Consider the following 25,950-nt stretch of genomic DNA (forward strand, 5'->3'; position numbering starts at 1 on the left):
GGTGCCCCGCCGAGTCCCGGCGCTTGACGAAGGCCCGGATCCTTGGGATCCGGGCCTTCGTCGTCGTAGCGGGGACAGGATTTGAACCTGCGACCTCTGGGTTATGAGCCCAGCGAGCTACCGAGCTGCTCCACCCCGCGTCGGTGTGCCCCAACTCTAACCTCAAGCCGACGACCAGCGCAAATCGTTTAGGAGGCCCCCTCCGCTCACTCGGCGGCGGCCCGCGAGCATGCAGTTTGCCGAAGCTGTCACGGGACGTTCGCGCGAGTTCGCAAGCCCGGTGGGGAGGGCTCCGTACAGGCCTACCGCCCGGCGGAATCGGACTGCCGGATACGCAGGTCCGCGGGGCCTTCGCATCCGGCGTCTCCTCATGGTCGTCGTCGGCAGGGCACGACGGGGAGAGCAACCCTCACCGCCGCAGTACGGGTGCTGCGGCACGGGTACGCGGCGCTGGTACCCGGCGCGGGTGCCCGCCCCACCGGGATGGGCACCGCCCCGGGCTCACGCAACGCCGGGTGCGTCGTCCCGGGCTACGCCGTCAGCTCCTGCTGGAGCGCGTCGCGCAGCCGTGCCGCCCGCTCGGTGACCTCGGCGGGGCCCAGCTCCACCGCCTTCGAGCACCACTGCTGGCCCTCCGCCAGATCACCACGGCGCGCGGCGAGCAGCGCGAGGCGCAGCGCGGCCCGGCCGTGTCCCGCCGAGGCCGCGCGGGTCCACCAGAGGGCCGCTTCAGGGTCACTGCCCTCGCGCGCGAGCAACAAGCCGAGGTTGAACGCGCCGTTGCGACTGCCCGCTTCGGCGGCCGTGCGGTACCAGCGCGCCGCCTCCACCACGTCGCCGCGGAACGACGCGATCATCCCGCAACGGACCTGGGCCCGCCGGTGGCCCTGTTCGGCCGCCCGCTCATACCACTCCTCGCACTCGGTGGTCCCGCCGTCCCCCTCCTCGGGACGCTGCCGCCGCTCCAGCAGCGTGCCGAGCCGGAAGGCGGCTTCCGAGCTGCCGCCGCCTGCCGCGCAGCGCAGGTACCGCTCCGCGGTCCGCTCGTCGCCGTCCCGGAGCAGGGCGATGGCGACCTGCAGGGCGGCCTCGGTGTGCCCGGCCACGGCCGCGCGCTCGTACCACTGCCGCGCCATGGCGTCCTCGTCGCGCCCGGCGTGCAGGATGCCGAGGTTGAACGCGGCGTCCACGCTGCCCGCCTCGGCGGCCTTGGAGAACCACGGTTCCGCACCGGCGGCGTCGCCGCGCTGCAGCAGCAGTACGGCGAGGGCGTTCGCGGCCTCGCGGTGCCCCGCGTAGGCCGCGCGCCGGTACCACTGCTCGGCCTGTGGCGTACGGTCCTGCTCGGCGCAGAGGAGGCCGAGGTTGAAGGCGCCGTTGACGTCACCGGCGTCGAGCGCGGTGCGGTACCAGCGCTCGGCGGTCTGCGGCTCACCACGGTCGGCGTGCAGCGCGCCGAGGGCGTTGGCGGCGTTGCCGTCGCCCTCCTGAGCGGCCCGCCGCCACCAGATCGCGGCGCTGTCGGTGTCGCCGACGTCACGCAGCAGGAAGCCCAGTGCGCAGGCGGCGCGCGACTCGCCCATCTTGGCCGCGGTGAGGTACCAGCGGCCGGCCTCCCGGGTGTCGCCGCGCTCCTCCAGGAGCGTGCCCAGGTGCAGCGCTGCGCGCCGGTGACCGCGCGCGGCGGCCTGCCGGTACCACTGCTCCGCCTGGCCCTGCGCGGCGTGGTGGCCGGGGTCGTCGAGCTGCTCGTCCGGGCCACCGGCCTCCGGACCACGGGTGTCCGTACGGTCGTTGTCCGTACGGTTGTTGTCCCTACGGTGGTTGTCCGTACGGCGGTTGTCCGTATGACGGGCGTCGGCGCCGCGGGTCTCCGGAGCGGGTCTCGCCGGTGCGGGCCTCTCGAGGATCCGCTCTTCCAGCCGCTGCCGGTCCGGGCGGTGCTTGTCCAGGATGCGCGCAAGGCGGTACGCGGCCTCGCGGTGCCCCTGCTCCGCGGCGGTCCTGAACCAGCGCTCGGAACCGACGTCGCCGCGGTGCTCCAGCAGATCGGCGAGCGCGTAGGCCCCGAGGGCGTGCCCCGACTCCGCGGACTGGCGCAGCCAGTACTCGGCAGCGGGCTCGTCACCGCGCTCCCGGTAGTGGCGGCCCAGGGCGTGCGCGGCCGCGGCGGAACCGGCCACGGCGGCGATCCGCCACCAGCCGGCCGCCTCCTCCGGGTAACCGCGCTGATGCACCAGCACGCCGAGGTTGTTCGCCGCCGCCCGGTCTCCCGCTCCGGTCGCGGCCCGCAGGAACGGCTCGGCGCCGTCGAGGTCACCGCGGCGCAGCAGTAGCGCACCCACGACGCTCATCGAGTCCGTATCCCCGGCATCGGCGGCGTGCCGGTGACGGGTCTCCTCCTCCGCCTCGACGTTGAGCGTGGCGGTGCCCTGGCAGCTCTCGCCGAGCATCGGCGCATCCGGACCCGACCCGTCATCCGGCGGGTCCACAAACCGACCTGTTTCCAACAGACTTGCCTTGTCCCCCATAAGGGCCATCGTCGCACCACCTGCAACCCGCGTACACCTGGCATACCGCAGCCCGTGAAGTCACTTCGACGTTTTGTCGACTTCCCGACAGAGCTACTTGCCAAACGCTGATTCCGCGGCGTCCCCCACACAAGCGAAGGACCCGGAGTCTGTTGACTCCGGGTCCTTCTGTCGTAGCGGGGACAGGATTTGAACCTGCGACCTCTGGGTTATGAGCCCAGCGAGCTACCGAGCTGCTCCACCCCGCGCCGTTGTGTGCCAACCGTAGCACGGCGCGGAGGGGAGCCTGCTCAGTCGCCTGGCTTCGCTCCCTGGGCGGCCTTCTTCTCGGCGTCGGCGGCCCGCTTCAGCGCCGCCTCGAGGTCCTCCTGAGCCTTCCCGTACTCGGTCCAGTTCTGCTCCTGGAGCGCCTTCTGGCCTGCCTCGAACGCCTTTTGGGCGTCGCCGAGCGCCTCCTGCACCGTCGGATTCTGCGATGCCGGCGGCCGCGTACCGTCGCTCGGCGGCTTGGTCGTGCCCGTGCTCTTCCCGAAGACCTCGTCGAGCGCCTCACCCAGCGTGTTCCGGAAGGCCGTCCGGTCGTTGTAGGAGACCAGGACCTTCTTGAGCAGTGGGTAGTTGGTGCCGGCGCCGCGGACGTAGACCGGCTCGACATAGAGCAGCCCGCCGTCCAGCGGGACGGTCAGCAGGTTGCCGTACTCGACTTCCGAGTCGCCTCTCTTGAGGATGTTGATCTCGTTGGCGATCGACGTCTCGGAGTTGAACTTGCTCTGCACCTGCTGAGGTCCCGACACCGTGGTGTTGGAGGGCAGTTTCAGCATTCTGATCTTGCCGAAGTCGGGACTCTTCGCGTCCGCGTCGACGGCCATGAACGCCCCGAGGTTCTCCCGCCCCCTTGGCGTGAACGTCGTCGTCAGCGAGAACGACTGTTCCCTCTGGTCCGGCATCTTCATGCTGAGGTAGTACGGCGGCACCGCGTTCCCCGACTTGTTCGTCGGGTCCTGCGGCACCTGCCACACCTCACTGCCGCTGTAGAACTGCGCGGAGTCGGTGACGTGGTAGCGCGTCAGCAGCTCACGCTGCACCTTGAACAGGTCCTGCGGGTACCGCAGATGCTGCATGAGATCGGGGTCGATCGCACTCTTCGGCTCCACCGTCCCGGGGAACGCCTTCTCCCAGGTCTTCAGGACCGGGTCCTTGGTGTCCCACTCGTACAGCTTCACCTTGCCGTCGAACGCATCCACGGTCGCCTTGACCGAATTGCGGATGTAGTTGACCTGGTTCTGCTGTGCGACCACGGCTCGCTGGCCGTCCGTCAGTGAGTCGGCCGTCGTGTCGCCCAGCGTCGTACGGGACGAGTACGGGAAGCCGTTGGACGTGGTGTAGGCGTCGACGATCCACTGGACCCGGCCCTTCACCACCGCGGGGTAGGCGTCGCCGTCGATGGTCAGCCACGGTGCCACCGACTCGACCCGCTCCTTGGGCGTCCGGTTGTACAGAATCCGCGACCCCTGGCCGATCGCCCCCGAGTAGAGGATCTGCGGCTCGCTGAACGCCACCGCGTACGCCGCGCGGTTCACCGGGTTCGACAGGTTGACCCCGCTCTTCCCGGTGTAGCTGTACGTCTTCTCGCTGCCGTTCTTGTTGGTGTAGTCGAGTTCCTTCTGCGGGCCGCCGACGATCGAGTACTGCGAGGTCTTCTCGCCGTAGTAGATCCGCTGCTGGTAGTTGCCGAGCTCACCCTTGGTCGGAAGGTTGGACTCGGTGAAGTCCGGTGCGCCGCCGGGGGTCACCTCGGTGCCCTTCCCCGACACCGCGCCATAGCCGTGGGTGTACTTGAAGTGCTCGTTGATCCAGTTGCGCTCGGGGATCCCGTTGATGTTCAGCTCGCGCAGACCGATGACGGTGTCCTGCTCCGCGCCGTTCTTTCCCGGGTAGCGGTCAACGTCGAGAGTGCCGGGGAAGCCGTAGTAGCCACGCACCTGCTGAAGCTGCTGGAAGGTCGGCGAGACCACATTGGGGTCCAACAGCCTCAGACTCGCCGTGCTGTTCGCGTCGGTGCGCAGCTTCTCGTTGTCGCTCGTGTTGCTGATGCCGGAGTAGTCCGACACCTTCGCGCTGTCGATGCCGTACGCCTTCCGCGTGGCCTCGATGTTCTTCTTGATGTACTGCGCTTCCTTGGCCTGCTCGTTCGGCTGGACCTGGAACTTCTGCACGATCGCCGGGTAGAGCCCGCCGATGAGGATCGCCGAGAGCACCATCAGTCCGAAGCCGATGACCGGCAGCTGCCAGGTGCGCCGCCAGAGCGTCGCGAAGAACAACACCGCGCAGATCGCGGCGATGCAGAAGAGGATCGTTTTCGCGGGCAGGTAGGCGTTGGCGTCGACGTACCGCAGGCCCGTCCAGCCGTTGGTCGACTTCAGATCGCTGGACTTCACCGCGAGCCCGTAGCGGTCGAGCCAGTAGGCGACCGCCTTGAGCGAGACGAAGAAGCCGAGCAGTACCGACAGATGGCCGGTGGCGGCGGCGGTCGCACGCGCTCCGGGGCTGGTGATCCGCAGTCCGCCGTAGAGGTAGTGCACGAGCGCGGCCGCGATCAGGCTCAGCACGGCCGCCGCGAAGCCGAAGCCCAGCAGGAAGCGGTACCAGGGCAGATCGAAGGCGTAGAAGGACACGTCCTTGCCGAACTGCTTGTCCTTGGTGCCGAACGACACGCCGTTGACCCACAGGAGCCATGTGCGCCACTGGCCGGAAGCGGAGGCGCCCGCGATCAGCCCGACGAGGGCGGTGACCCCGACCAGCACCCACTTCTTGTACGGGGCGATGCTCATCCGGTAGCGGTCCAGGCTCTGCTGCTCGGCCGACATCGCGCTGAGCGGCGGCCGCAGCCGGTGCGCCAGCCAGATGTTGACCCCGACGGCAGCGGCCATCAACAGGCCGAAGACGAAGAAGAGACCGATCTTGGTCCACAGGGTGGTGGTGAAGACCGAGGAGTAATGGACCGATCGGTACCAGAGCCAGTCCGTCCAGAACCCGGCGAACATGACGAAGATCATGAACAGCACGGCCAGCACGCCCATGGTCATGAGCAGGGTCCGGACGCGCCGGGACGGTCGGTGGACTCTGATCCGTGGCCCCGTCGGGCCTCCGCCGCGGTCCGGCATCTGGAAAGCCAAGGTGCGCACCTCGAAGTTTCGCTGTCGTATGAACAGGCCCCGCGATCGTAGGGCCCACTCATGCAACTTACTCAAGCTTTACCCAGTTCCCGATCCGGGTCACGAAGGGGGCAAGATATTGAGCATGTCCAACCTTTCCCCCGGCAGCACGCCCATGGCGGCCAACCCCCTCACCCGCGCCGTACTCGAGATCGACGAGTACGCCTCCGGTCTCGGCTGGGATCAGCCTGCCCGGCTCTTCGCGCTCGTCGACACCGGTCGGTTGCGCTCCGAGGAGCCGGGTCTCGCCACCCAGCTCGGGCTCGACGACGGCGCCGAAACGTCTTCCCTGACCCCTGTGGAGCAGGACGAGCTTCCGGCCGGGAGTCCGCTCGACGAGTTCCTCGCCACCATCGCCTGGCCCGATGCGGTGGTCGGCTGCGCCATGACCGTGGAGCGGCTGATGCTCCCGCCGTCCGCCGAGTCCTCCGTGCCGGAGGGCCTGGACGAGGCGCAGCTCGCGGAGTGGGTGGCCGGGCACCCGGAGCGCCAGGAGGTCCGGATGACGGTCGCAGTGCTGCGGGACGGTGCGCGGGAGACGGCGCTGCGGCTGCGCGAGAAGGACTCGCCGACCGAGGTGCTCACCGGCTCCGACCTGGTGCCGGGACTGGCCGAGGCCCTCAAGGCGACCTTCGCCGAGTGACCCGCAGCGGGTCACTGCCGCTGGGGAGTCACTGCTGGAGAATGACCGCTGCGGAGCGCCACCCGGAGCTGCCCTTGGTGACGTCAGAGCCCCCGAGCGGAGCCCGGTTCGACGGGTCCCGGACTGGCGGGCCCGGAGTGGCGGGCCCGGACTGGCGGGCCCGGACTGGCGGGCCCGGAGTGGCGGGCCCGGGCCGACGGGCAGTTCCCGGCCGGCGGCGGTCAGCCTGTCGCGCACCGCGGCAGGTCGGCCGTGTCTCCGTTGCGGATGTCCTTCAGCGCCTTCACGGCGTCGTCCATCGTGTCGACCTTCACCAGGGTCAGTCCGCTGGGGACGTCCCGGGCAGCGGTGGCGCAGTTGTCCTTGGGCGTGAGGAAGTACTCGGCGCCCTTGGCCCGGGCCCCGACGGTCTTCATCTGGATGCCGCCGATCGGGCCGACCTTGCCGTTGTCGTCGATCGTGCCGGTACCGGCGACGAAGGTGCCGCCCGTCAGATTGTCCGGGGTCAGCTTGTCGACGATGCCGAGGGCGAACATCAGCCCGGCGCTCGGCCCGCCCACGTCGGCGAGCTTGATGTCAATCTTGAACGGGAAGGTGTGGTCGGTGCCGGCCTGGATGCCGACGATCGCCCGGTCGTCGCCCGGTGCCTTCTTCGTGGTCACGGAGACCGACTCGCGGGTCCCCGGCTCCGGCTTGCCCGCCTTCTCCGCCGCCGCGGCCGCCTTGGCCGGGACGATGGTGAACTCGACCCGCTGACCCGGCTTGTGCCGGGTCACGAGCTTCGCCACATCACCGGGCTTCCCGACCCGCGTACCGTCCACGGCCTTGATCACATCGCCCGCGTGCAGCCTGCCCTGGGCCGGGCTGTCCTTGACGACGGAGGCCACGACCACGCGCGCGGAGACCGGGAGGTCCAGCACCTTCATCGCCGCGACCTTGGCGCTCTCCTGGGACTGGCTGAACTCTTCGGCGTTCTCCTGAGTGACCTGCTCGGCGGTCTGGCCGTCCGGGTACAGCGTGCTGTGCGGGACGACGGCGTCGTCGTGGGAGAGCCAGCCGTAGACCGCCTCGACGAGATTCATCCGGTAGTCGGCGCCAGTGACCCTGACCGTCGTCATATTGAGGTGGCCCGTCGCCGGATAGGACTTGCGCCCGGAGATCTGCAGCACCGGCTCGCCGCCGTGCTCGCCCAGGGTGTTCACCGTCGGACCGGGAGACAACTCCGAGTACGGCACGGGAATCAGCACCCCGGCACACAGCAGTGCGATCAGCATCAGAGTTGAAGCGAGCATCGTCGCGGTGCGGCGTGGCATGGAACGACAGTACGGGACGGGTCCGACAGTGCACTTCCGGGGCCGGTCCGTACGGGGCGGCCCGGCGGTACGTGACCCGCGGCGCGCCCGTGGGCGTCAGGCCGCGTCGGACTCGGAGCCGGGACGTTGTTCCATCGCTTCGCGGAAGCGCGCATAGCCCGCCAGCTCGGCAACATCACCGATCTTCCGATTACGAGCGGCCCAGCGGGCCCACACCGCGGCGACGACAGCCGCAACAACCGGAATCAGCAACCAAGCGAGCGCCGCCATACCGGCCTCCCGACCCCATACACAAGCACAACTGACCGATGAGCAGATTAACCATCCGCCAGATCAACGCTTACCGCGGGGGGTGGGTTACGCAACCGGAGAGGGCCATCCGAGGAACCGTCCGGCACCCGGCCACCGCCCGCCCCGACGACGGCGCTACGCGCCAACCCTCCCGCTCGCCCGGCCACCGCCTCAACGACGGCGCTACGCGCCGACCCATTCCTCGGTGCCATTGGCAAAGGTCTGGTGCTTCCAGATCGGGACTTCGTGCTTCAGATCGTCGATCAGGCGGCGGCAGGCGGCGAACGCCTCCGCTCGGTGCGGGCAGGAGACCGCCACGACCACCGCGAGATCACCCACCGCGAGGTCGCCCACCCTGTGGACCGCGGCCATGGCACGTACGGGGAAGTCCGCGGCGACCTTCTCGGCGACGCGGCGCAGCTCGGCCTCGGCACTGGGGTGGGACGAATAGCCGAGGGCCGACACATCGGTCCCGCCGTCGTGGTCACGCACGGTGCCGACGAAGAGCGCCGTGCCGCCCGCGGAGTCGTCCCCGACGGCCGCGAACACCTCATCGATGGACAGGGGGGTGTCGCGGATCGCGAGGAGGCGGATCGGGTCCGGTGCCGGGGCCTCGCCGGGGTGCTCGTGCGTGCGTGCCATGGCGTCCATCGTGCCGCACGAGCACCCGTTACGGAATCCCGTATGCCGGAAACCTGTTTTCGCTCCGGCTGCCGCAGGAGAACGGCCCCCTCCCGGGCGGGGCTGGGGCGGGGCCCGGCCTACGTCCGGCGGCGGGCCTTGCGGGCCCTTCTCACCAGTGCCGCCGTACCGACCAGAGCCACCGTCGCGCCGGCCGCGCCGAGCGTCGTCGCGTCCTTGCGCCCCAGCCGGCGGCCCGCGACCGTATGCCGGCCGGCGACCTCCTCCAGCAGCTCCGCGAGGACTTCCTCGTTCGTCCACTGCGGGCGCCAGCCCGCGTCGTGCATCCGGCTGCCGCTGACCACCCAGGGATGCATCGTGTACGCGAGATCGCCCACCGGGGAGGGGGTGAGGCCGAGCCGGTGCAGCCGGGAGGCCGCGCCGAGGGCCACGGCGGACGGCAGCTCCATACGCCGGATTCCGGTCAGCTCCTCGACCTCCTCCTGCTCCAGCCAGCCGTCGCAGCCGACCGCGAGCTCGCCCTCCACCTTCTCCAGCGCCGCGTACTCCAGGGCGCTCACCAGGTCCTCCACATGACAGAACTGCCAGGTGGGGCGGGACCCGGCGACGACCAGCAGGCGGGGGGACTCGAAGTAACGGGTCAGTGCGGTGTCAGTACCGCCGACCAGGGTGGCGGGTCTTACCACCGTGACGTTGAGGCCGGGGTGCGCTCGGGGCGCGCGGCGGCCGAGCCGCTCGATCTCCAGCAGGTCGCCGACACCGGTCCCCTCCGCGGTCGCGCGCAGCTCGGCGTCCTCGGCGAGCGGCACGTCGTTGTCCGGCAGCGCGCCGTAGACCATCGCCGATGTGCACAGGACGGCCCGGCGCACGCCGGCCGCCGCGGCCGCGGTCAGTACGGTCTGGGCGCCCCGCACGTTGTAGGCCGTGCGCGCGGCGGGGTCGGTCTCCAGGTCGAGGTCCAGGGCGAGGTGCACCACCACGTCGGCGCCCCGCAGCTTCTCCGCGATGGCCGGATCCCGCACGTCGAGCAGGTGCCACTGGGCTTCGGGGACATCGCCGCGCCGCTCGTCGATCGCCACGACCTGCTTGATCTCCGGTGACGCGGCGAGCCGCCGCGTGAGCAGGGCACCGACGCCCGAGGCGGCACCGGTGACCGCGACGACGGGGCGCCGCGCGGGCGCCGCAGCGCCGTTTCGCGCTGCGCGAACTTCTGGGTCTGGGGAACTCACCGGGCGTCTCCAGCGGTTGTCTTCAGTACGTACCGACAGTGACGCGTACGTACCAGTTGGCGTTCATCCTGCCGCAGACATTCGGGCAGCCGAGCACTGAGCCTAGAGGTGGGCAGGGTGTCTACGCTGGGTTGTGATGTCGGGCAGTCGCCGCCGGCCCCGGGTCGGCGGCCCTACGAGCCGAGGAAACCCGTGAGTGACAACCCATTCGGATTCGGCCTTCCGCCGGAGGAGCCGGAGGACGGCGACGACGGCAAGAAGAAGGGTGGCCAGGGCGGCAATCAGGGCCCCGCAAATCCGTTCGGGTTCGGCGGCGGGAGCGGTGGGGACAACCCGCTCGCCGCGATGTTCGGTTCGCTGAACCCGAACGACCTGGGCGCGGCCTTCCAGCAGCTCGGGCAGATGCTCTCCTACGAGGGCGGCCCGGTGAACTGGGACATGGCCAAGGACATCGCGCGGCAGACCGTCGCGCAGGGCACCGCCGACGGCACCAAGGACTCGAGCGTCGGGCCGGGTGACCGGGCCGCCGTCGAGGAGGCGGTTCGGCTCGCGGACCTGTGGCTGGACGGCGTCACCTCGCTGCCGTCGGGCTCGGGAGCCGCGGTGGCATGGAGCCGCGCCGAGTGGGTCGAGGCGACCCTCCCGGTGTGGAAGGACCTGGTGGACCCGGTCGCCGAGCGCGTCGGCGCCGCCATGGGCGATGTGCTCCCCGAGGAGATGCAGGCCATGGCCGGCCCGCTGCTCGGAATGATGCGCTCCATGGGCGGCGCCATGTTCGGTACCCAGATCGGCCAGGCCGTGGGCGTACTGGCCGGTGAGGTGGTCGGCTCCACCGACATCGGGCTGCCGCTCGGCCCGGCCGGCAAGGCCGCGCTGCTGCCGGTGAACATCGAGGTCTTCGGCAACGGCCTGGGTGTCCCGCAGGACGAGGTACGGCTGTATCTGGCGCTGCGCGAGGCCGCCCACCAGCGGCTCTTCGCACATGTGCCCTGGCTGCGCTCGCACCTGTTCGGCGCCGTCGAGGGCTACGCCCGCGGGATCAAGGTCGACACCGCGAAGCTGGAGGATGTCGTCGGGCAGATGGACCCGACGCACCCGGAGCAGATCCAGGAGGCGCTGCAGCAGGGCATGTTCCAGCCGGAGGACACTCCGGAGCAGAAGGCGGCCCTGGCGCGGCTGGAGACGGCGCTGGCGCTCGTGGAGGGCTGGGTCGACGCGGTCGTCCACGCCGCCGCGATGCCCCATCTTCCGTCCGCCGAGCGGCTGCGCGAGACCCTGCGCAGGAGACGGGCGAGCGGCGGCCCCGCGGAGCAGACGTTCGCCACGCTGATCGGGCTGGAGCTGCGGCCACGACGGCTGCGGGACGCCTCGCGGCTGTGGGCTTCGCTGACCGACGCGCGGGGGCTGGACGGCCGGGACGCGCTGTGGGCACACCCGGACATGCTGCCGACCGCACAGGACCTGGACGACCCCGACGGGTTCGTGCACCGCGAGCAGCTGGACTTCTCGGAGCTGGACAAGATGCTCGGGGAGGCCGCGGGCGGCGACGGAAAGCCGAACCTGAAGAAGGACAGCGGCAAGGACGAGGCAGGCGGCAAGGACGACGAGGGCGGCAAGGACGACGAAGCGCGGTGAGCCTCCACGAGGACGCGGAGCGGGTCCTGAAGGAGTGGCCCGCTCCCGACACCGCGCAGGAGCGGCTGCGGATCGCGTACGGGGATCATCTGGCCTCGTACCCCGACGGGTTGTGGAAAAGCTGCCGCGACGGGCACATCACGGCGAGCGCGCTCGTGGTCGATCCGTCGAGCGGGCGGGTCCTGCTGACCCTGCACCGGAAGCTGCGGATGTGGCTTCAGATGGGCGGGCACTGCGAACCGCAGGACGCGACCTTGGCGCGCGCCGCACTCCGCGAGGCCACGGAGGAATCCGGGATCGACGGCCTGACGCTCCTGCCCGCCGGGCCCGTCCGGCTGGACCGCCATCACACGCCCTGCGCATGGCATCTGGATGTGCAGTACGCGGCGCTCGCGCCGGACGGCGCGGTGGCAGCGATCAGCGATGAGTCGCTGGACCTGCGCTGGTTCGGGTACGACGAGGTGGCCGGGGTGGCGGACGCGTCCGTCGTAGGGCTGGTGGACCGTACCCGCGCGCTGCTGTGAGGCGCGCGGGTACGGCCCGCGCACACCGGCCTAGCGGTTGTTCCAGATGTTGCCCTGGTTCTGGCCATGGGCGCCCTGCTGGCCCATGCCGTACTGGGCGCGCAGCCCCTGGCCGATCTCCGCGTTCTGCGGCGGCATCAGCTCGCTGGGCTGGACCAGCGCGTACCCCTGACCGAGGAAGCTGAGCTCCCAGCCCTCGCCCGTGTTGCCACGCCGCCGGAACACTCCGGACGAGTGCGTCTGCGCCTGCATCTGCACCCGCAGCGACGTGGACCAGGCGACGACGGCGTCGGCGTCGGCGTTGATGTACTTGTCCGGGGTGACCTGCAGCATCAGCGGCTGACCGGAGGTCATCAGCGCGACCTTGCCCTGGCCTGAGATCTGCAGGTTGTACGCACCCGAGCCGGAGATGCCGAACTGGCTGTCCACGGCGATCACTTCCCAGTGCAGTGTGGAGTCGAGCGCCAGGACGTACGCGCTGTCGACGGTCAGCCCGTCGTGGTCCACATCCACCACGTGGACGTACTGGGCGAGGTTGGCGAGGTAGACCGTGCCCTGCCCGGAGCAGCGCATCAGATCGAGGCTCTCACCGGTGTTGGCGCGGGCACGGCGCTGCCCCGAGGTCCGGTACTCGCCGTCGAATTCGATCAGCCCCTGATAGGCGACCATCGATCCCTTGCGGGCGAGAACGTCGTCATGGCCGGTGAGGGCGACGCGCAGCAACTGCGGGTTCTGCAGCGCGTACCGGTCCTGGGTCTGGGTTTCCGTGAAACCGAAAAGCGGGCTCTGCATGGTGTGTTCGCTCCCCCTCAGCCCCGGGCCCGGAGCCGGTCAGTGCTGTCCTCGCTCGGCTGTACCACGACGAACCCCTGGCCGGAGAAGCCGAGCTGGTACGCCTCGCCACTGCCCCGGCCGATCATGGAAGACGCCTTGAAACTGCGCTTCCCCTTCATTTTCAGTCCGCTGGACCAGGCGACGAGCGCGTCCGGGTCCACACAGGTCTCGTCGTCGCCACTGCCGACATCGACGACGATCGGGGTGCCTCGCGAGGTCAGGGCGATCCAACCGGTGCCCGAGATCCCGACGTTGAAGAGCCCCTGGCCGGCGAACTTGGCCATGCCCTTGACCCGCTGGACACCCCACTGGAGGTGGCCGTCGAAGGCGAGCAGGTTGGTGCCGTTGACGGAGAGGGAGTCGTTGTCGAGGTTGACGCAGACGACGTCCGCGCCGTAGTCGGCGAGATAGAGCAGGCCGTCGCCGCTGCACTTCATCAGCGGGGCGCCCTCGCCGCTGAGCCACTGGGACGCCATCTGACGGACGGCCGGCGGGTTCGGCTCGTACTGCACGAAGCCCTCGTACGCGACCATCGAGCCGGTGCGTGCGAAGAGGTCCTGGCCGCTCTGCATGGCGACCTTGAGCATGCTGCGCCCGTGGTTCTCCATCCGGGCGGCCATCGGGGTCGGGGCGTAGCCCGCGATCAGTGTCTGGTCCATGACGGGCTCCTTCAGACCTCGTAGGGCTGGACGACGATGAAGTTGCCCGGTGCACCGCGGAATTGGAGGTTCACGGTCTCCCCGCTGTGGCCGGGGTAGGCGTTGCGGCGCAGCCGCACCTGGCTGGAGATGATCACCTGCGAGGCAGCGGACCAGGCGACGATGGCGTTGCTGTCGGCGAAGGTGGTCGGGGTGACCGGCAGAACGACCGGGATCCCCTGCGTTTTCACCAGGACGGTGCCGGTGCCCTGGAGTTGCATGGTGAACAGGGCCCCGCCGGGAATGCCGTGGCCCTCGATCCGCCGCACCTCGTGCTGCAACGATTCGTCGAAGGCGAGAACGTTCTCCGCCGAGACGCAGATCGAGTCGCCCTGCAGCTCGATCGGGTGAATGTGCGAACCGTTCTCGGCGAGGAAGACCTGGCCGCGGCCGGCGCAGCGCATCAGCTGCATCTCCTGGCCGGTGGCACTGCCGACGATCCGGCCGCGGAAGCCGGCGCCCTTGTAGCTGAAGTCGACCTTGCCCTGGTAGAGCACCATGCTGCCCTGGCGGGCCAGTACGGGCTGTCCGTCGGCGCCCAGGTCGATCCGGACGAGCTGCGGGTTCTGCAGGGTCCACCGCTGGCCCGTGGGCGCCTCGCGGTACTTCTGGAGCGCGGCACCGAGACCGGGTGCGGCCGCGCCGGCCGCCGCCGCACCGGCGTACTGCGGCTGGCCGGGCGCCTGGCCCGGCCCGCCGTACGGAGCGGGTTGTGCGGGCTGGCCGTAAGGCGCGGGAGCGGGGGCGCCGGGCTGGCCGTACGAGCCCGGCTGGCCGGGGAACTGCCCCGGAGCGCCCTGCGGCTGTCCGTAGGGCGCCGGTGCCGGAGGGGCCTGGTGGCCGGCCGTCTGACCGGGAGGCGGGCCGGGCGGGCCGGGCGGGCCGGGCGGGCCGGGCGGCGCGACCTGGCCGGCGCCGGGCGGGCTGTGCTGGCCGGGCCCGGGGGGCGCGAGGGGAGCGGCGATGGTCGGTGCCGCGTGCATGTGCTGCTGCTGCGGCGGCTCGGGCTGCGCAGCCGGCGGCGTGGCACCGGGCGGCGGGGCGAAGTCGGGTGCGGGCTGCGGGGCTGCTGGAGCCGGGGGCGCGGCGGGTGCGGCGAATCCCGGCGCGGATGCTCCGCCGGGGGGCGGGGCGAAGCCCGGGGCGGCACCGGGCGGCTGCTGCGCCGCGGGTTCCTCCTCGAGCACCTCGCCGCCGAAGTTCTTCAGCAGCGCGTCCAGGCCGCCGTCGAACCCCTGCCCGACTGCGGCGAACCGCCACACGTCCTTCAGGTAGAAGTCGCCGAGCATGACGGCGCGCTCGCTGGTGAACTCCGAGCCGTTGAACGCGTAGCGGACGACCTCTTCGCCGCCCGCCACGATCCGGATGTACCCGGGGCCGATCTGCGACATCTGCCCGGCGCCGTCGATCGCGGCGGTGAAGGAGAGCCGGTGGATGTCCGCCGGGATGCGGTCGAGCGTGACGCGGAACGACTCGGTGTCACCGGCCTGCGCCCCGAGCTGCTGGATCGACTCCTCGGGCGACTTCGGCTGGTTGAAGAAGATGAAGTACCGGTCGTCGGACAGCCGCTCGTCGGCGTCCAGGCCGAAACAGCTGATGTCGAAGGACAGTCCGGACCCGGATATCTGCACACCTACGTACAGATCCGTCCCCGCTGTCAGGTCACTGATCTTGGCCTTGTGGCCTCGCTGGAATTCCCTGGCCATGCGTACCGACCGTCCCCCATCCCGAGCTGTGTATCCGTTGCGTCAGGCTAGCCGCTCGGGCCGACAGGGGGCGATCCCGGTGCGCGAATGCTCCTGGCACCGCGCTCTCGGGGCTATTCGCTGCGAGCGGCGGGCAGATGCGGCAGCCGCTCGGCAGCGACCACGCCTTCGAGATAGCCGCGGGCCCGTTCGGTGCGGGGGTAGGCGTCGAGCAGTTCCCAGAAGCGGGGCCCGTGGCCCGGCACCAGCAAGTGCGCCAGCTCGTGGACGAGTACGTAGTCGATGACGTACTCGGGCATGCCCTGGAGGCGGTGAGAGAGGCGGATGCTGCCCTCGGCGGGGGTGCAGGAGCCCCACCGGGTGTTCTGGTTGGTGACCCAGCGGACGGTTGCCGGGCGGGCCCGGCCCTCCAGGTACTGGTCCGACAGCCGCCGGGCCCGCTCGGCGAGTTCGCCGTCGCCCAGCATCCGCTTGCTCTCCTGGGCCGCCAGTTTGTCGAGCATGACGGACACCCAGCGTTGTTCCTCGGCTTCGGACATACGGGCCGGGATCAGGACCACGGTGCGGTCGCCCTCGCGGTAGGCGGACACCGTCCTGCGCCGTCGAGCGCTTCTGCGGACTTCGACCGCACTGGTCCCCGACCCGCGGGTCGGCTGGGTGGATGCGCTGCGCTGCGCGTTGCCGGCGCGCTGCAGTGGGTCGGCGGGCACGCCCCGACGTTACCCGCTGGGGGTGGCGGAAGTCCTGCCCCTGGATCGGTTCACGGTGTATGCACCCCACGGTGTGCACCATTTGAATGACTATTGCCACCGCCTGTGGACAACTTTCCGCAGCCGGCGCTCGGTGAGGGCACGCTGAAGGCCGGATCGATCGACGGGGGACGGCCATGCATCCGATGCTCAAACCAGCGCTGCGGCGGGGTTGGCGGAACCGGCAGACCGTGCAATTCGGCGTGGCGGCCGCGCACGCCGTGGTGCTGGGCCCGGTGGACACGGCGACGGGCAGCTTTCTGAGCCTGCTCGACGGCACCCGCGGACTGTCACTGCTGCGGAAGGAAGCCGAGGCGACAGGACTGACGGCCGAGCGGGCGGATGAGCTGGTGGACCGGCTGGAGACGGCCGGTCTGCTGGACGACCCGACAGCGGGCCGAAGTCCCGCCGCTGCCGGGGAAGACCGGCGAGCCGCCTGGGACCGGCTGCGGCCGGATCTGGCGTCGCTGTCCGTGGTGCATCCGGAGCCGGGCGGTGCGGCGAGGCGGATGGCGGCGCGGGAAGCCATATCCGTACAGGTACGCGGCGCGGGCCGAGTGGGTGCGGCGATCGCGGCCGCGCTGTCGGCGTCCGGGGTGGGGCAGGTCGAGGTGACGGACGGCGGCTGTGTGGAGCCGTGGGATGTCGTCCCGTCCGGCGTGCCCGCGGACTCCGTCGGCGAACGGCGGAGCGTGGCCGCCAGGCGCGTCGTACGAGCCGCTGCACCGGGTCTGCGCCCGCGGCGTACGGAGTCGGCCGGGGCGGGGACGGCGCTCGTCGTGCTGGCCCCGCGTGACGGATTGTCCGCATACGCCCCCGACCCTCTCGTCGCGGAGGAGCTGATCGCCTCCGGGACACCGCATCTGTACGCGGGTGTGATCGAGGGCACCGGTGTCGTGGGGCCGCTGGTGCTGCCGGGTGGCTCGGCCTGTACCGGCTGTCTCGCCCTGGACCGTGCCGAACGTGAGCCCGCCTGGCCCCGGATGCTCGCTCAGTGGCGGTCGGGGCGCGGCGGCTCCGGCGCAGTGGCGTGCGACACAGCACTGGCCACGGTGGTGACGGGGCTCGCCGCCTCTCATGCGCTGACGTTTCTGGACGGACAGCTCCCGGTCAGCGCGGGGGCGCGGCTGGAGTTCGCGCTGCCGGACCTGTTGTGGGAGCCGCGGCGGATCGCACCTCATCCGAGCTGCGGATGCGGTGCGGCAGGGGCCGCTCCGGGCCCCTGCGGGGAAGCCCCCTCCGTGGCCGAGGAGCGGCACGGGACAATGGCCGGGCGGCCGCCGTCTGCGGTGCCGCACCGGGGGTAGCCCTCCGGAAGGTGCAGTGAGTTGGAGGGGCGAATGTCTGATCTTCCCCGCAAGGCGGTCACGCGTACCGCCAAGTTGGCAGCTCTGCCACTGGGGTTCGCCGGACGGGCCACCTGGGGGCTCGGCAAGCGGATCGGCGGACGGTCGGCGGAGATCGTTGGCAGAGAGCTCCAACAGCGCACTGCCGAGCAGCTGTTCAAGGTGCTCGGCGAGCTCAAGGGCGGTGCCATGAAGTTCGGGCAGGCGCTTTCGGTGTTCGAGTCCGCGCTGCCGGAGGAGGTGGCAGGACCGTACCGGGCGGCGCTGACGAAGCTCCAGGAAGCGGCGCCGCCGATGCCGACGCGGACGGTTCACGGGGTCCTGGAAGAGCATTTGGGCGAGGACTGGCGCGAGCTGTTCGAGGAGTTCGAGGACAAGCCCTCCGCCGCGGCGTCGATCGGGCAGGTCCACCGTGCGGTGTGGCACGACGGACGGGAGGTGGCCGTCAAGGTGCAGTATCCGGGCGCGGGTGAGGCGCTGCTGTCGGATCTCACCCAATTGGGCCGATTCGCACGCATGCTGGGCCCGCTGATTCCGGGGATGGACATCAAGCCCCTCATAGCCGAGCTGCGCGACCGGGTGTCGGAGGAGCTGGACTATGACCTGGAGGCCCAGGCGCAGCGAGCGCACGCGGAGGAGTTCGCCGACGACCCGGATGTGGTGGTGCCGGATGTGGTGCACCAGAACGACCAGGTGCTGATCACGGAGTGGATGGAGGGGATACCGCTCTCGGAGGTCATAGCCCATGGCGGGCAGGCGGAGCGGGACCGGGCGGGACAGCTGCTGGCCCGCTTCCTGTTCTCCGGCACGGCCCGCACCGGGCTGCTGCACGCGGACCCGCACCCCGGCAACTTCCGGCTCCTCGTAGGAGACGCGCCCGACGGGCCGCCCGAGAAGTGGCAGTTGGGCGTGCTGGACTTCGGCACCGTCGACCGGCTGCCGGACGGGCTGCCGCCGACCATCGGTGCCTCGCTGCGGATGACGCTCGACGGCGATGCCGAGGCCGTGTACGCGATGCTGTGCCAGGAAGGCTTCGTCAAACCGTCCGTCGAGCTGGACCCCGACGCGGTGCTCGACTATCTGCTGCCGGTCATCGAGCCGGCCCGGGTCGATGAGTTCACCTTCACCCGCGGATGGATGCGCGCTCAGGCGGCCCGTATCGCCGATCCCCGCTCCCCCGCACACCAACTGGGCAGGCAGCTCAATCTGCCGCCCTCCTACCTTCTGATCCACCGGGTGACGCTGAGCACCATCGGCGTGCTGTGCCAGTTGGGCGCACGGGTGCGGATGCGTGACGAACTGGCCGCCTGGGTGCCTGGTTTCGGACCCGAGGAGGCGGGCGAGGGCGTGCTGGAGGAGGACGGGACCGCCGCGGGCTCCTAGGCCCTTTCCGGGGCCGGTCCGGGCCGTTGCCGGGCGGGGCCTGCCCAGCGTTACCACCAGGACGAGTCGAGCCGTCCCTCGATGGCGCGGATGTTCTCGCGGGCACAGCCTTCGCAGAAGTAGCGGCGGCTGCCGTTCTCCACTGAGCAGGTCCAAGTCACGGGCGGGGGCGGTCCGGCCGCGCTGGCACCGCAGCGGGCGCATACAACGGCCTCGTCCTCGGCACCCTGCTGTGCGGGGTGATGAGTCTGCTGTTCCACCTGCCGACGATATCCCCGCACCGCGCGAGACGGGTCTCAACGCACCGCGGGGCCGGTTCGGCGAACCGGCCCCGCGGTGCGTCACGACGCTGTCGTGCTTACTGCATCAGGGCCATGGCCAGAGCTCGGCGGGCGCGCAGCGAGGCGCGCTCTGCGCGGCGCTGCATACGCCTGGCGGTGATCAGGCTCACGGCCCTGCGTTCGGACTCGGCCTCTTGCAGTCGGTCCTGCATTCGGGCACGGGCCATGGCTTCTGGGATGAGTTGCATTTCTCGGTTCCTGTTCTGGCGCGAGGTGTTGACGCCGGAGGTACTGCGGGCCGGGGTGTCGCCGGCGGACGGTTCGTGGGTGGACGGCTTCATCGTCGGGACCTGCTTCTGGGGGTAGCGCGTATGAGGACGGTCGATTGTTCCGGGGGCGGTCATGCGGCGACCGGGTTCTTGCGGGGGCGGCCACGCGGCCGCTTCCGGGGCACGACAACACCCTGGACGAAGAGCTCGCCGCCCCAGACGCCCCACGGCTCCCGCCGGTCCTTGGCGCCCGCGAGGCAGGCCTCACGCAGCGGGCAGGTCTGACAGAGCGACTTGGCGTACTCGACGTCGGCCGGGGTCTCGGCGAAGAAGACCTCCGGGTCGTACGAACGGCAGGGGACGAGCTCGCCGAGGCGCTCGATCTCGTCATCGAGCAGGGTGAGCTGGGTCAGCTGAGTCAAGGGGACCTCCGAAGAGCCGGGCGGGGGGATCGCAGCGTCGTGCGTTACGGACGGGGCGTGCGCTGAGCTGGGCACGGTTTGTCTTCCTCGTCGTTTCGGCCGGCCGGGTGAGCCGGGGTTCGGTCGGTACCGGGTCACTTTCCGATTCCGCTGCCGGGTGGACGTTCGTCCCCAGGCAACGAAAAGGACCGCGGATCCCGGTTCGGGTTCCGCGGCCCTGGAAGGTGCCGACCTGATCTTCGCGATCAGGCTGGATCTCTCCAGGGTTCGAGCCCGCGGAAGGCCCTCATCGTGTGGTGCTGCTCGGCCGCAGAGGTCGTAAAGCCGGCGAAACCGCCATCAGTCCACTTCTGCTGGAGGTCGGCACCATTGGCCGCAAGGGCATAGGCCGATGCCTGTGCCGCTGCCATTGCTACTGCCGCCGGTGCCTGGGTCGGTCGTCCGCTGATCGCGACACTGCCGCGCTCACGCTCGACCGGGCGCGCTTCCACGGCGCCGGACAGGCCGGTACCGAGAGGCACGGTGACGCCGGGCAGGCAGGAGGCGATGACCTCACGACCGGCCAGTTTGTTGATGCTGATCATTGGGCTCGCCTCCTCTCGGCGTCTCGGGGGACTGGTTTGCACCAGTCCTATGGGCTCTTCAGTACAACACGGCTGCATGGGCTCGGAGAAGCCCGCTTGCCTCCGTGTTCGGAAGGCTATGGGGATTCCTGCGGCATGCGCAAACTATTTTCTCGACGAGTTCGTATCAGTCCCCCGCGGACTCCTCGCCGTTGCCCGACGGCGCCTCCCGCGCGGGCTCCTGACCCGCGCACAGCGCCAGCACATCCGCCCCGAACCGGTTGAGTTTGCGCGCGCCCACTCCGGCGATCGCGACCAGTTGGGACTCGTCGGCCGGTACGGCCTCGGCGATGGCCATCAGCGTCTTGTCGGTGAAGACACAGAAGGCGGGCTGGCCGGTCTCCGCGGCCTGTTCCGCCCGCCATGCGTGCAGCCGCTCGTACAGCGCCTCGTCGAGGTCCGAGGGACAGTCCTCGCAGCGCATCAGTTTCATCTCGCCCGCGTCGGTGAGCGTGCGGCCGCACACCCGGCACCGGACCGGTCCGGGCCGCTTGCGCCGGGCGGCGCCCCGCTCGATCCCACCTCCACCGCCCGGTGCGGGGGTCCCCGCCCCGGCGGCGGAACCCGGCCGCAGCCCGTTGAGGAAGCGGCTGGGACGGCGCGTGGCCCGGCCGCCCGGCGAGCGGGAGAGCGCCCAGGAGAGGCTGAGGTGGAGCCGGGCACGGGTGACGCCGACGTACAGCAGCCGGCGCTCCTCCTCGATCTGCTCGTCGGTCCTGGCGTAAGTGATCGGCATCATGCCCTCGGTGAGACCCACCAGGAAGACGGCGTCCCACTCCAGCCCCTTCGCGGCGTGCAGCGAGGCGAGGGTGACGCCCTCCACCGTCGGGGCGTGCTGTGCGTTGGCCCGCTCGTCGAGCTCCGCCACGAAGTCCGCCAGGGTGGTCTGTTCGAGCCCCGCCGCGGTGCGGCTCGAAGAGAACTGTTCAGCGAGCCGGACCAGAGCGGCGAGCGATTCCCAGCGGTCCCGTACGGCGCCGGAGCCGGTCGGGGGCTCCGCTGTCCAACCCTTCGTGCCCAGAACGGCCCGCACCTGGGACGCCAGGTCCACGACGTCCTCGAGCAGCGCGTCATTGCCCCCCGCCCGGGCGGCACCGCGCAGCGCCACACCCGCCTCGCGTACCTCCGGACGCTCGAAGAACCGTTCCGCTCCGCGCAGTTGATAGGGAACGCCCTGGTCGGCGAGGGCCTGCTCGTAGACCTCCGACTGGGCGTTGATGCGGTAGAGAACGGCGATCTCGCTGGCCGGGACCCCTCCGCCGCCCTGCTCAATAGGCTTGATCAGCTCCCGGATACGACGGGCCGTGCCCTCGGCCTCCGCCGGTTCGTCGGGGAACTCGGCACAGACCGGCTCCGGGCCGGGGCCACGCTGCGAGACCAGCTCCAGCCGGTGTTCGGCGGCCCGGCCCCGGGCCTGCGCCAGCAAGCCGTTGGCGAAGTGCACGACCTGCGGGGTGGAGCGGTAGTCGCGGATGAGCTTCACGACCGTGGCGTCAGGGTGCCGGGTGCGGAAGTTCAGCAGATGGTCCGGGGTGGCACCGGTGAAGGAATAGATCGTCTGGCTGGCGTCGCCGACCACGCACAGGCTGTCCCGGTCGCCCAGCCACAGCTCGAGAAGCCGCTGCTGCAGCGGGCTGACGTCCTGGTACTCGTCGACCACGAAGTGCTGGTACTGGCGGCGCACCTGGTCGGCGATGTCGTGCCGGTCCTGGAGCACGCCGACCGTCAGCAGCAGCACGTCCTCGAAATCGATGACGCCCCGGTCGCGCTTCAGCTGCTCGTACATGCCGTACACCCCGGCGATCTCGGCCGGGTCGCGCGGTGCCTCGCGGCTGGACTTGGCCACCGCCCCCGGGTAGTCCTCCGGCACGGTCTGGGTGACCTTCGACCACTCGATCTCGCTGGTCACATCCCGCAGCTCGTTGCGGTCCAGCCGGATGCGGCAGCGGGCCGCCGCCTCGGCGACCAGTTGGACCTTCCGGTCGAGGAGCCGCGGCAGCTCGCCGCCGACCGCGCGGGGCCAGAAGTACTGGAGCTGGCGCAAAGCAGCCGAGTGGAACGTCCGGGCCTGGACCCCTCCCGCGCCGAGCCGGCGCAGCCGCCCCCGCATCTCCCCCGCGGCGCGGTTGGTGAAGGTGACGGCGAGCACACCCGCGGGCTGGAGGATCCCCGCTCGCACGCCATAGGCGATCCGGTGAGTGATCGCGCGGGTCTTGCCCGTACCCGCCCCCGCCAGCACGCACACCGGACCCTGCAGGGCCGTGGCGACCTCGCGCTGCTCCGGGTCGAGCCCGTCGAGTACCGCGTCGGGCGAGTCGGGAACAGCCGGGAAGAAGGGGGAGTCCGTTGCTGATGTCACGGCCGCCATGCTGCCAGGTCCCGTGGGACGGCCGGGAAGGTTGTCCACAGCTGTGCCCTTCCGGTCGTACCGGCACGGTGGGTATCGTCGCGCTGATCCCCCTGGCCCCCGGCACCGGGGAGCGGCTGCGCCCGAGGCCGCCGGATTCCCCGGGACCTCCAGGGCCTCGAGAACACCGGTCCCCGGGGGCCACTGTGGTTCCGAGACACCGGTCACCTGGATACCCCGGAGGGGAATGCACCGGAGAGGTCGCGCGTTCCACCACCGACGTTGACGCCATAGCCGAAGGAGCACGAGGACCGATGCAGGGCACTGTGACGATGTACAGCACGACGTGGTGCGGCTACTGCCGACGGCTCAAGGGCCAGATGGAGCGCGAAGGAATCGCGTACACCGAGATCAACATCGAGCAGGACCCCGCCTCGGCCGCTTTCGTCGAGAAGGTCAACAACGGCAATCAGCTGGTGCCGACCGTGCTCTTCCCGGACGGCTCAGCGCTGCCCAACCCCTCCCTGGCCCAGGTCAAGGAGCGGATCGGGGTCTGACCCCGACGGGTCCGGCCCCCGCAGGTCCGGGCCCCTACAGGTCCGGCCCCGGTACGTACCCCTGGGGCCGTCCCCTCCCCCTTGGCACCGAGAGCCGCTGTCCGCCGGGTCGTCCGCCTCAGCGCGGGCTCCCCGCGGGCAGCGGCTTGCCGTACCAGACCTCTATGAGCCGTGCCGCGATGGAGATGCCGGACGGCGCCAGCACCTCCCCCGACTCGAACGCCGCGCGCAGATCGTCCCGCGAGAACCACCGCGCCTCATGGATCTCCTCGCCGTCCACCCGGATCTTCGAGGACGTGGCGCGCGCCATGAAGCCCAGCATGAGGCTCGACGGGAAGGGCCACGGCTGGCTGGCGACGTACTCGACCTCGCCGACCGTGACACCCGCCTCCTCGAGGACTTCCCGTACGACCGCTTGTTCGATCGACTCGCCCGGCTCGACGAAGCCCGCGAGCGTCGAGAAGCGGCCCTCGGGCCAGTGCACCTGGCGGCCGAGCAGCGCCCGGTCCTCATCGTCCGTCACCAGCATGATCACAGCGGGGTCGGTACGCGGATAGTGCTCGGCACCGCAGGCCGGACAGCGCCGGATGTGGCCCGCAGCCGCGACTACCGTGCGTTCGCCGCAGCGCGAGCAGAAGCGGTGCAGCCGCTGCCAGTTCTCCAGGGCCACCGCGTGCACCATCAGGGCGGCGTCGCGCTCGGACAGCAGCGCCCCCGCTTCCCGCAGCCCGGCCTGCCGGGCCGACTGGTCCATCCGTCCCGGAAGGGCGTCCTTCTGCAGCGCGAAGTAGCGCACCCCGTCCTCGTCCGTGCCCAGGAAATAGCGGTGGGTCTCGGTGGGGGGCGCCTCGAAGGCGGGCGTCATGACGAGCTCGGTGCGGCCGTCGGGGGTGTCGTCGATCAGCGCCTGCCCGCCCGAGACCACGAAGACCCGCGTCGTGGGGTGACTCCACGCCGCGGCGAGCCAGGCCTCGTCCAGGCGGTGGTGCGCCTCACGGTCGATCGCGCTCGCCCCGGTCAGGGGGATCCGCGGGAAGGCGGTTCGATCGGTCCAGGTGGTCACAGCTGCTTCCAACTCCCCTTGCGGGACAAATGGTTCATCGAGGCGCGCGAGCCGACGGAGAACGGGGCGATCTAGGCCTCCCGGCCATTCTGCGCCAGATCGCCCCACAGGTACGCGGCGGTTTCGACGCCCTTCATGAGCAGATCCAGCTCGACCTTCTCGTTCGGTGCGTGCCAGCCGTCCGACGGCACCGAGATTCCCAGGAACAGCACCGGCGCCCCCAGGGTGTCCTGAAGATCCGCGGCGGGGCCGGAACCGCCCTCACGAGTGAACCGGATCTTCTGGCCGAAGGCGCGGCCCATGGCTCGCACGACGGACTGCAGCGCCGGATGGTCGAGAGGTGTGAGGCAGGGGCGGGTCGCGCCCCAGAAGGTGACCTCGTGCCGGATCCCGGCCGGGAGCCGCGCCGCGACCCAGGCGCGTACGGCCTGCTGCACCTTCTCCGTGTCCATGCCCGCGACCAGCCGGAAGGACAGCTTCAGCTGAGCCGTGGAGGGCACGACCGTCTTGCCGCCGGGCCCCTGGTAGCCGCCGCCGATGCCGTTGACCTCCGCGGTCGGGCGCGCCCAGATCCGCTCCAGAGTGGTGTAACCGTCCTCGCCGAGGGTGGCGCGGGAGTGCGCGGTGCGCAGCCAGGCCACCTCGTCGAACGGCAGTTCGGCGAAGAGTGCGCGCTCGCGGTCGGTCGGCTCGATGACGCCGTCGTAGAAGCCGGGGACGGCGACACGGCGGTCGGCGCCGTGCAGGGCGGCGGCCAGCCGGGCGGCCTCGGTGGCCGGGTTGGGCACGGCGCCACCGAACGAGCCGGAGTGGATGTCCTGGTCCGGCCCGTACAGGTCGATCTGGCAGTCCGCGAGTCCGCGCATGCCGGTGCAGACGGTGGGGGTGTCCTCGGACCACATGCCCGTGTCGGACACGATCACGGTGTCGCAGCGGAGACGGTCGGCGTGCTCGCGCACCAGGGCGGCGAAGTTCGGCGAGCCGGACTCCTCCTCCCCCTCGATGAGCAGCTTGAGATTGACGGCGGGGGAGGTACGGCCGGTCGCGGCGAGGTGCGCGCGGACGCCCAGGGTGTGGAAGAACACCTGGCCCTTGTCGTCGGCCGCCCCGCGCGCGTGGAGCCGGCCGTCCTCGATGACCGGTTCGAACGGGTCGGTGCGCCAGCCGTCCTCGCGGGCCGCGGGCTGCACGTCGTGATGGCCGTAGACGAGCACGGTGGGGGCGTCCGGGTCGCCGGACGGCCACTCGGCGAAGACCGCGGGGGCGCCAGGACCGTCAGGGCCTGCCGGAGGGGTCCAGACCTCGGCGACCGGAAAGCCTGTCCCGGTGAGCTTCGCCGCCAGCCACTCGGCGCTGCGCCGTACGTCCGCCGCGCGGCTCGGGTCGGCCGAAACGGAAGGGATGCGCAGCCACTCCGCGAGGTCCTCGAGGAACGCGGCGCGGTGGTCGTCGATGTACGCGCGGACGGCGCTGTCCGGGGTGCTGCTCATGCCTGGGAGCCTACCGGCCGGGCGAGTGGGGTATTCCGCCCGCTCCGCCTGGCGGCCGCGGGACGGACTCGGTCGCCCTGCGGACCGGCCCGCACGGCGCGACCCCGGTCGGAGTCACCGCGGATCCCGTTCTGCCCCATTTACGGCGGCGCTGTCCAC

23 protein-coding genes and 2 tRNA genes are annotated in these 25,950 nt (G+C 70.8%); 6 read left to right on the forward strand and 19 right to left on the reverse strand.

Going from position 1 to position 25,950, the window contains the following annotated elements; translation table 11 throughout:
- Positions 1 to 66: 66 nt before the first annotated feature.
- The 4 genes from ABZW18_RS16690 to ABZW18_RS16705 all read right to left on the reverse strand — a co-directional run bounded on the left by ABZW18_RS16690 (position 67) and on the right by ABZW18_RS16705 (position 5,695).
- Positions 67 to 140: transfer RNA gene (locus tag ABZW18_RS16690), tRNA-Met, on the reverse strand.
- 390 nt (positions 141 to 530) lie between these two features.
- Entirely contained in the window at positions 531 to 2,453 is a 1,923-nt protein-coding gene (locus tag ABZW18_RS16695) for a tetratricopeptide repeat protein (protein WP_356188006.1), read from the reverse strand.
- A gap of 252 nt (positions 2,454 to 2,705) precedes the next feature.
- Positions 2,706 to 2,779 (reverse strand) — tRNA-Met (locus ABZW18_RS16700).
- Between the two features lie 42 nt (positions 2,780 to 2,821).
- Positions 2,822 to 5,695 carry a UPF0182 family protein gene (locus tag ABZW18_RS16705; RefSeq protein ID WP_356188008.1) on the reverse strand — a complete coding sequence of 958 codons (2,874 nt, stop codon included), beginning with the start codon at positions 5,693 to 5,695 and terminating at the stop codon, positions 2,822 to 2,824.
- A gap of 136 nt (positions 5,696 to 5,831) precedes the next feature.
- Here ABZW18_RS16705 and ABZW18_RS16710 point away from each other — a divergent pair, with 136 nt between their 5' ends.
- Positions 5,832 to 6,389 (forward strand): PPA1309 family protein, encoded by a 558-nt coding sequence (locus ABZW18_RS16710; RefSeq protein WP_356187885.1) that lies wholly within the window; start codon positions 5,832 to 5,834, stop codon positions 6,387 to 6,389.
- A gap of 221 nt (positions 6,390 to 6,610) precedes the next feature.
- Here ABZW18_RS16710 and ABZW18_RS16715 read toward each other — a convergent pair whose 3' ends face one another.
- The 4 genes from ABZW18_RS16715 to ABZW18_RS16730 form a co-directional block, all read right to left on the reverse strand.
- Positions 6,611 to 7,702 carry a PDZ domain-containing protein gene (locus tag ABZW18_RS16715; RefSeq protein WP_356187887.1) on the reverse strand — a complete coding sequence of 364 codons (1,092 nt, stop codon included), beginning with the start codon at positions 7,700 to 7,702 and terminating at the stop codon, positions 6,611 to 6,613.
- Between the two features lie 96 nt (positions 7,703 to 7,798).
- Positions 7,799 to 7,972 carry a hypothetical protein gene (locus ABZW18_RS16720; RefSeq protein ID WP_356187889.1) on the reverse strand — a complete coding sequence of 58 codons (174 nt, stop codon included), beginning with the start codon at positions 7,970 to 7,972 and terminating at the stop codon, positions 7,799 to 7,801.
- A 204-nt stretch (positions 7,973 to 8,176) separates the two neighbouring features.
- Entirely contained in the window at positions 8,177 to 8,635 is a 459-nt protein-coding gene (locus ABZW18_RS16725; RefSeq protein ID WP_356187891.1) for a molybdenum cofactor biosynthesis protein MoaE, read from the reverse strand.
- A gap of 119 nt (positions 8,636 to 8,754) precedes the next feature.
- The gene (locus ABZW18_RS16730; protein WP_356187893.1) at positions 8,755 to 9,864 is read right to left on the reverse strand and encodes an NAD-dependent epimerase/dehydratase family protein; all 1,110 of its coding nucleotides are present in this window, start codon (positions 9,862 to 9,864) and stop codon (positions 8,755 to 8,757) included.
- A gap of 192 nt (positions 9,865 to 10,056) precedes the next feature.
- On the opposite strand from ABZW18_RS16730, the gene ABZW18_RS16735 reads away from it, so the two are divergent.
- Complete coding sequence (locus ABZW18_RS16735) at positions 10,057 to 11,499, forward strand: zinc-dependent metalloprotease (protein ID WP_356187895.1); 1,443 nt, start codon at positions 10,057 to 10,059, stop codon at positions 11,497 to 11,499.
- Positions 11,496 to 12,023 carry an NUDIX hydrolase gene (locus ABZW18_RS16740; RefSeq protein ID WP_356187897.1) on the forward strand — a complete coding sequence of 176 codons (528 nt, stop codon included), beginning with the start codon at positions 11,496 to 11,498 and terminating at the stop codon, positions 12,021 to 12,023. The genes ABZW18_RS16735 and ABZW18_RS16740 overlap by 4 nt, the downstream gene beginning before the upstream one ends.
- Positions 12,024 to 12,053: 30 nt before the next feature.
- Here the strand turns inward: ABZW18_RS16740 and ABZW18_RS16745 are convergent, their stop codons facing one another.
- From ABZW18_RS16745 to ABZW18_RS16760, 4 genes are all read right to left on the reverse strand, one after another.
- Entirely contained in the window at positions 12,054 to 12,815 is a 762-nt protein-coding gene (locus tag ABZW18_RS16745) for an AIM24 family protein (RefSeq protein WP_356187899.1), read from the reverse strand.
- 17 nt (positions 12,816 to 12,832) lie between these two features.
- On the reverse strand, positions 12,833 to 13,516 hold the full coding sequence (locus ABZW18_RS16750; protein ID WP_356187901.1) for an AIM24 family protein: 684 nt from the start codon (positions 13,514 to 13,516) through the stop codon (positions 12,833 to 12,835).
- An 11-nt stretch (positions 13,517 to 13,527) separates the two neighbouring features.
- On the reverse strand, positions 13,528 to 15,261 hold the full coding sequence (locus tag ABZW18_RS16755) for a TerD family protein (protein WP_356187903.1): 1,734 nt from the start codon (positions 15,259 to 15,261) through the stop codon (positions 13,528 to 13,530).
- Between the two features lie 113 nt (positions 15,262 to 15,374).
- Positions 15,375 to 15,971: a M48 family metallopeptidase gene (locus tag ABZW18_RS16760; RefSeq protein WP_356187905.1), complete on the reverse strand. Its 597-nt coding sequence runs from the start codon at positions 15,969 to 15,971 to the stop codon at positions 15,375 to 15,377.
- A gap of 176 nt (positions 15,972 to 16,147) precedes the next feature.
- Between ABZW18_RS16760 and ABZW18_RS16765 the strand changes: the two genes are divergently transcribed.
- Together ABZW18_RS16765 and ABZW18_RS16770 are read left to right on the forward strand one after the other, a co-directional pair.
- Positions 16,148 to 17,317, forward strand: a complete 1,170-nt coding sequence (locus tag ABZW18_RS16765; RefSeq protein ID WP_356187907.1) for a ThiF family adenylyltransferase — start codon at positions 16,148 to 16,150, stop codon at positions 17,315 to 17,317.
- Positions 17,318 to 17,350: 33 nt separating this feature from the next.
- Positions 17,351 to 18,739 (forward strand): AarF/ABC1/UbiB kinase family protein, encoded by a 1,389-nt coding sequence (locus ABZW18_RS16770; RefSeq protein WP_356187909.1) that lies wholly within the window; start codon positions 17,351 to 17,353, stop codon positions 18,737 to 18,739.
- A 50-nt stretch (positions 18,740 to 18,789) separates the two neighbouring features.
- On the opposite strand, the gene ABZW18_RS16775 is transcribed toward ABZW18_RS16770, so the two are convergent.
- The 5 genes from ABZW18_RS16775 to ABZW18_RS16795 all read right to left on the reverse strand — a co-directional run bounded on the left by ABZW18_RS16775 (position 18,790) and on the right by ABZW18_RS16795 (position 22,693).
- Positions 18,790 to 18,999, reverse strand: a complete 210-nt coding sequence (locus ABZW18_RS16775) for a hypothetical protein (RefSeq protein WP_356187911.1) — start codon at positions 18,997 to 18,999, stop codon at positions 18,790 to 18,792.
- Between the two features lie 98 nt (positions 19,000 to 19,097).
- The gene (locus tag ABZW18_RS16780; RefSeq protein WP_356187913.1) at positions 19,098 to 19,424 is read right to left on the reverse strand and encodes a hypothetical protein; all 327 of its coding nucleotides are present in this window, start codon (positions 19,422 to 19,424) and stop codon (positions 19,098 to 19,100) included.
- The gene (locus ABZW18_RS16785; protein WP_356187915.1) at positions 19,421 to 19,786 is read right to left on the reverse strand and encodes a WhiB family transcriptional regulator; all 366 of its coding nucleotides are present in this window, start codon (positions 19,784 to 19,786) and stop codon (positions 19,421 to 19,423) included. The genes ABZW18_RS16780 and ABZW18_RS16785 overlap by 4 nt, the downstream gene beginning before the upstream one ends.
- A 170-nt stretch (positions 19,787 to 19,956) precedes the next feature.
- On the reverse strand, positions 19,957 to 20,295 hold the full coding sequence (locus ABZW18_RS16790; RefSeq protein WP_356187917.1) for a hypothetical protein: 339 nt from the start codon (positions 20,293 to 20,295) through the stop codon (positions 19,957 to 19,959).
- Between the two features lie 166 nt (positions 20,296 to 20,461).
- Positions 20,462 to 22,693, reverse strand: a complete 2,232-nt coding sequence (locus tag ABZW18_RS16795) for an ATP-dependent DNA helicase UvrD2 (RefSeq protein ID WP_356187919.1) — start codon at positions 22,691 to 22,693, stop codon at positions 20,462 to 20,464.
- 302 nt (positions 22,694 to 22,995) lie between these two features.
- On the opposite strand from ABZW18_RS16795, the gene ABZW18_RS16800 reads away from it, so the two are divergent.
- Complete coding sequence (locus tag ABZW18_RS16800) at positions 22,996 to 23,238, forward strand: mycoredoxin (protein WP_356187921.1); 243 nt, start codon at positions 22,996 to 22,998, stop codon at positions 23,236 to 23,238.
- Between the two features lie 118 nt (positions 23,239 to 23,356).
- Here ABZW18_RS16800 and nudC read toward each other — a convergent pair whose 3' ends face one another.
- Together nudC and ABZW18_RS16810 are read right to left on the reverse strand one after the other, a co-directional pair.
- Positions 23,357 to 24,301, reverse strand: a complete 945-nt coding sequence (gene nudC, locus ABZW18_RS16805) for an NAD(+) diphosphatase (protein ID WP_356187923.1) — start codon at positions 24,299 to 24,301, stop codon at positions 23,357 to 23,359.
- 71 nt (positions 24,302 to 24,372) lie between these two features.
- Positions 24,373 to 25,791, reverse strand: a complete 1,419-nt coding sequence (locus tag ABZW18_RS16810) for a M20/M25/M40 family metallo-hydrolase (RefSeq protein ID WP_356187925.1) — start codon at positions 25,789 to 25,791, stop codon at positions 24,373 to 24,375.
- Between the last annotated feature and the right edge of the window lie 159 nt (positions 25,792 to 25,950).

The organism is Streptomyces sp. NPDC004647 (assembly GCF_040609575.1).
Taxonomy (GTDB): domain Bacteria; phylum Actinomycetota; class Actinomycetes; order Streptomycetales; family Streptomycetaceae; genus Streptomyces.

What these genes read in the sequence shown, in the direction of transcription:
- ABZW18_RS16710 (WP_356187885.1), top strand. Translation starts at nt 5,832, where the DNA reads ATGTCCAACCTTTCCCCCGGCAGCACGCCCATGGCGGCCAACCCCCTC.
- ABZW18_RS16725 (WP_356187891.1), bottom strand. Translation starts at nt 8,635, where the DNA reads ATGGCACGCACGCACGAGCACCCCGGCGAGGCCCCGGCACCGGACCCG.
- ABZW18_RS16810 (WP_356187925.1), bottom strand. Translation starts at nt 25,791, where the DNA reads ATGAGCAGCACCCCGGACAGCGCCGTCCGCGCGTACATCGACGACCAC.
- ABZW18_RS16720 (WP_356187889.1), bottom strand. Translation starts at nt 7,972, where the DNA reads ATGGCGGCGCTCGCTTGGTTGCTGATTCCGGTTGTTGCGGCTGTCGTC.
- ABZW18_RS16770 (WP_356187909.1), top strand. Translation starts at nt 17,351, where the DNA reads ATGTCTGATCTTCCCCGCAAGGCGGTCACGCGTACCGCCAAGTTGGCA.
- ABZW18_RS16765 (WP_356187907.1), top strand. Translation starts at nt 16,148, where the DNA reads ATGCATCCGATGCTCAAACCAGCGCTGCGGCGGGGTTGGCGGAACCGG.
- ABZW18_RS16745 (WP_356187899.1), bottom strand. Translation starts at nt 12,815, where the DNA reads ATGCAGAGCCCGCTTTTCGGTTTCACGGAAACCCAGACCCAGGACCGG.
- ABZW18_RS16750 (WP_356187901.1), bottom strand. Translation starts at nt 13,516, where the DNA reads ATGGACCAGACACTGATCGCGGGCTACGCCCCGACCCCGATGGCCGCC.
- ABZW18_RS16790 (WP_356187917.1), bottom strand. Translation starts at nt 20,295, where the DNA reads ATGATCAGCATCAACAAACTGGCCGGTCGTGAGGTCATCGCCTCCTGC.
- ABZW18_RS16695 (WP_356188006.1), bottom strand. Translation starts at nt 2,453, where the DNA reads ATGCTCGGCGAGAGCTGCCAGGGCACCGCCACGCTCAACGTCGAGGCG.
- ABZW18_RS16755 (WP_356187903.1), bottom strand. Translation starts at nt 15,261, where the DNA reads ATGGCCAGGGAATTCCAGCGAGGCCACAAGGCCAAGATCAGTGACCTG.
- ABZW18_RS16780 (WP_356187913.1), bottom strand. Translation starts at nt 19,424, where the DNA reads ATGACCGCCCCCGGAACAATCGACCGTCCTCATACGCGCTACCCCCAG.
- ABZW18_RS16715 (WP_356187887.1), bottom strand. Translation starts at nt 7,702, where the DNA reads ATGCCACGCCGCACCGCGACGATGCTCGCTTCAACTCTGATGCTGATC.
- ABZW18_RS16800 (WP_356187921.1), top strand. Translation starts at nt 22,996, where the DNA reads ATGCAGGGCACTGTGACGATGTACAGCACGACGTGGTGCGGCTACTGC.
- ABZW18_RS16705 (WP_356188008.1), bottom strand. Translation starts at nt 5,695, where the DNA reads ATGCCGGACCGCGGCGGAGGCCCGACGGGGCCACGGATCAGAGTCCAC.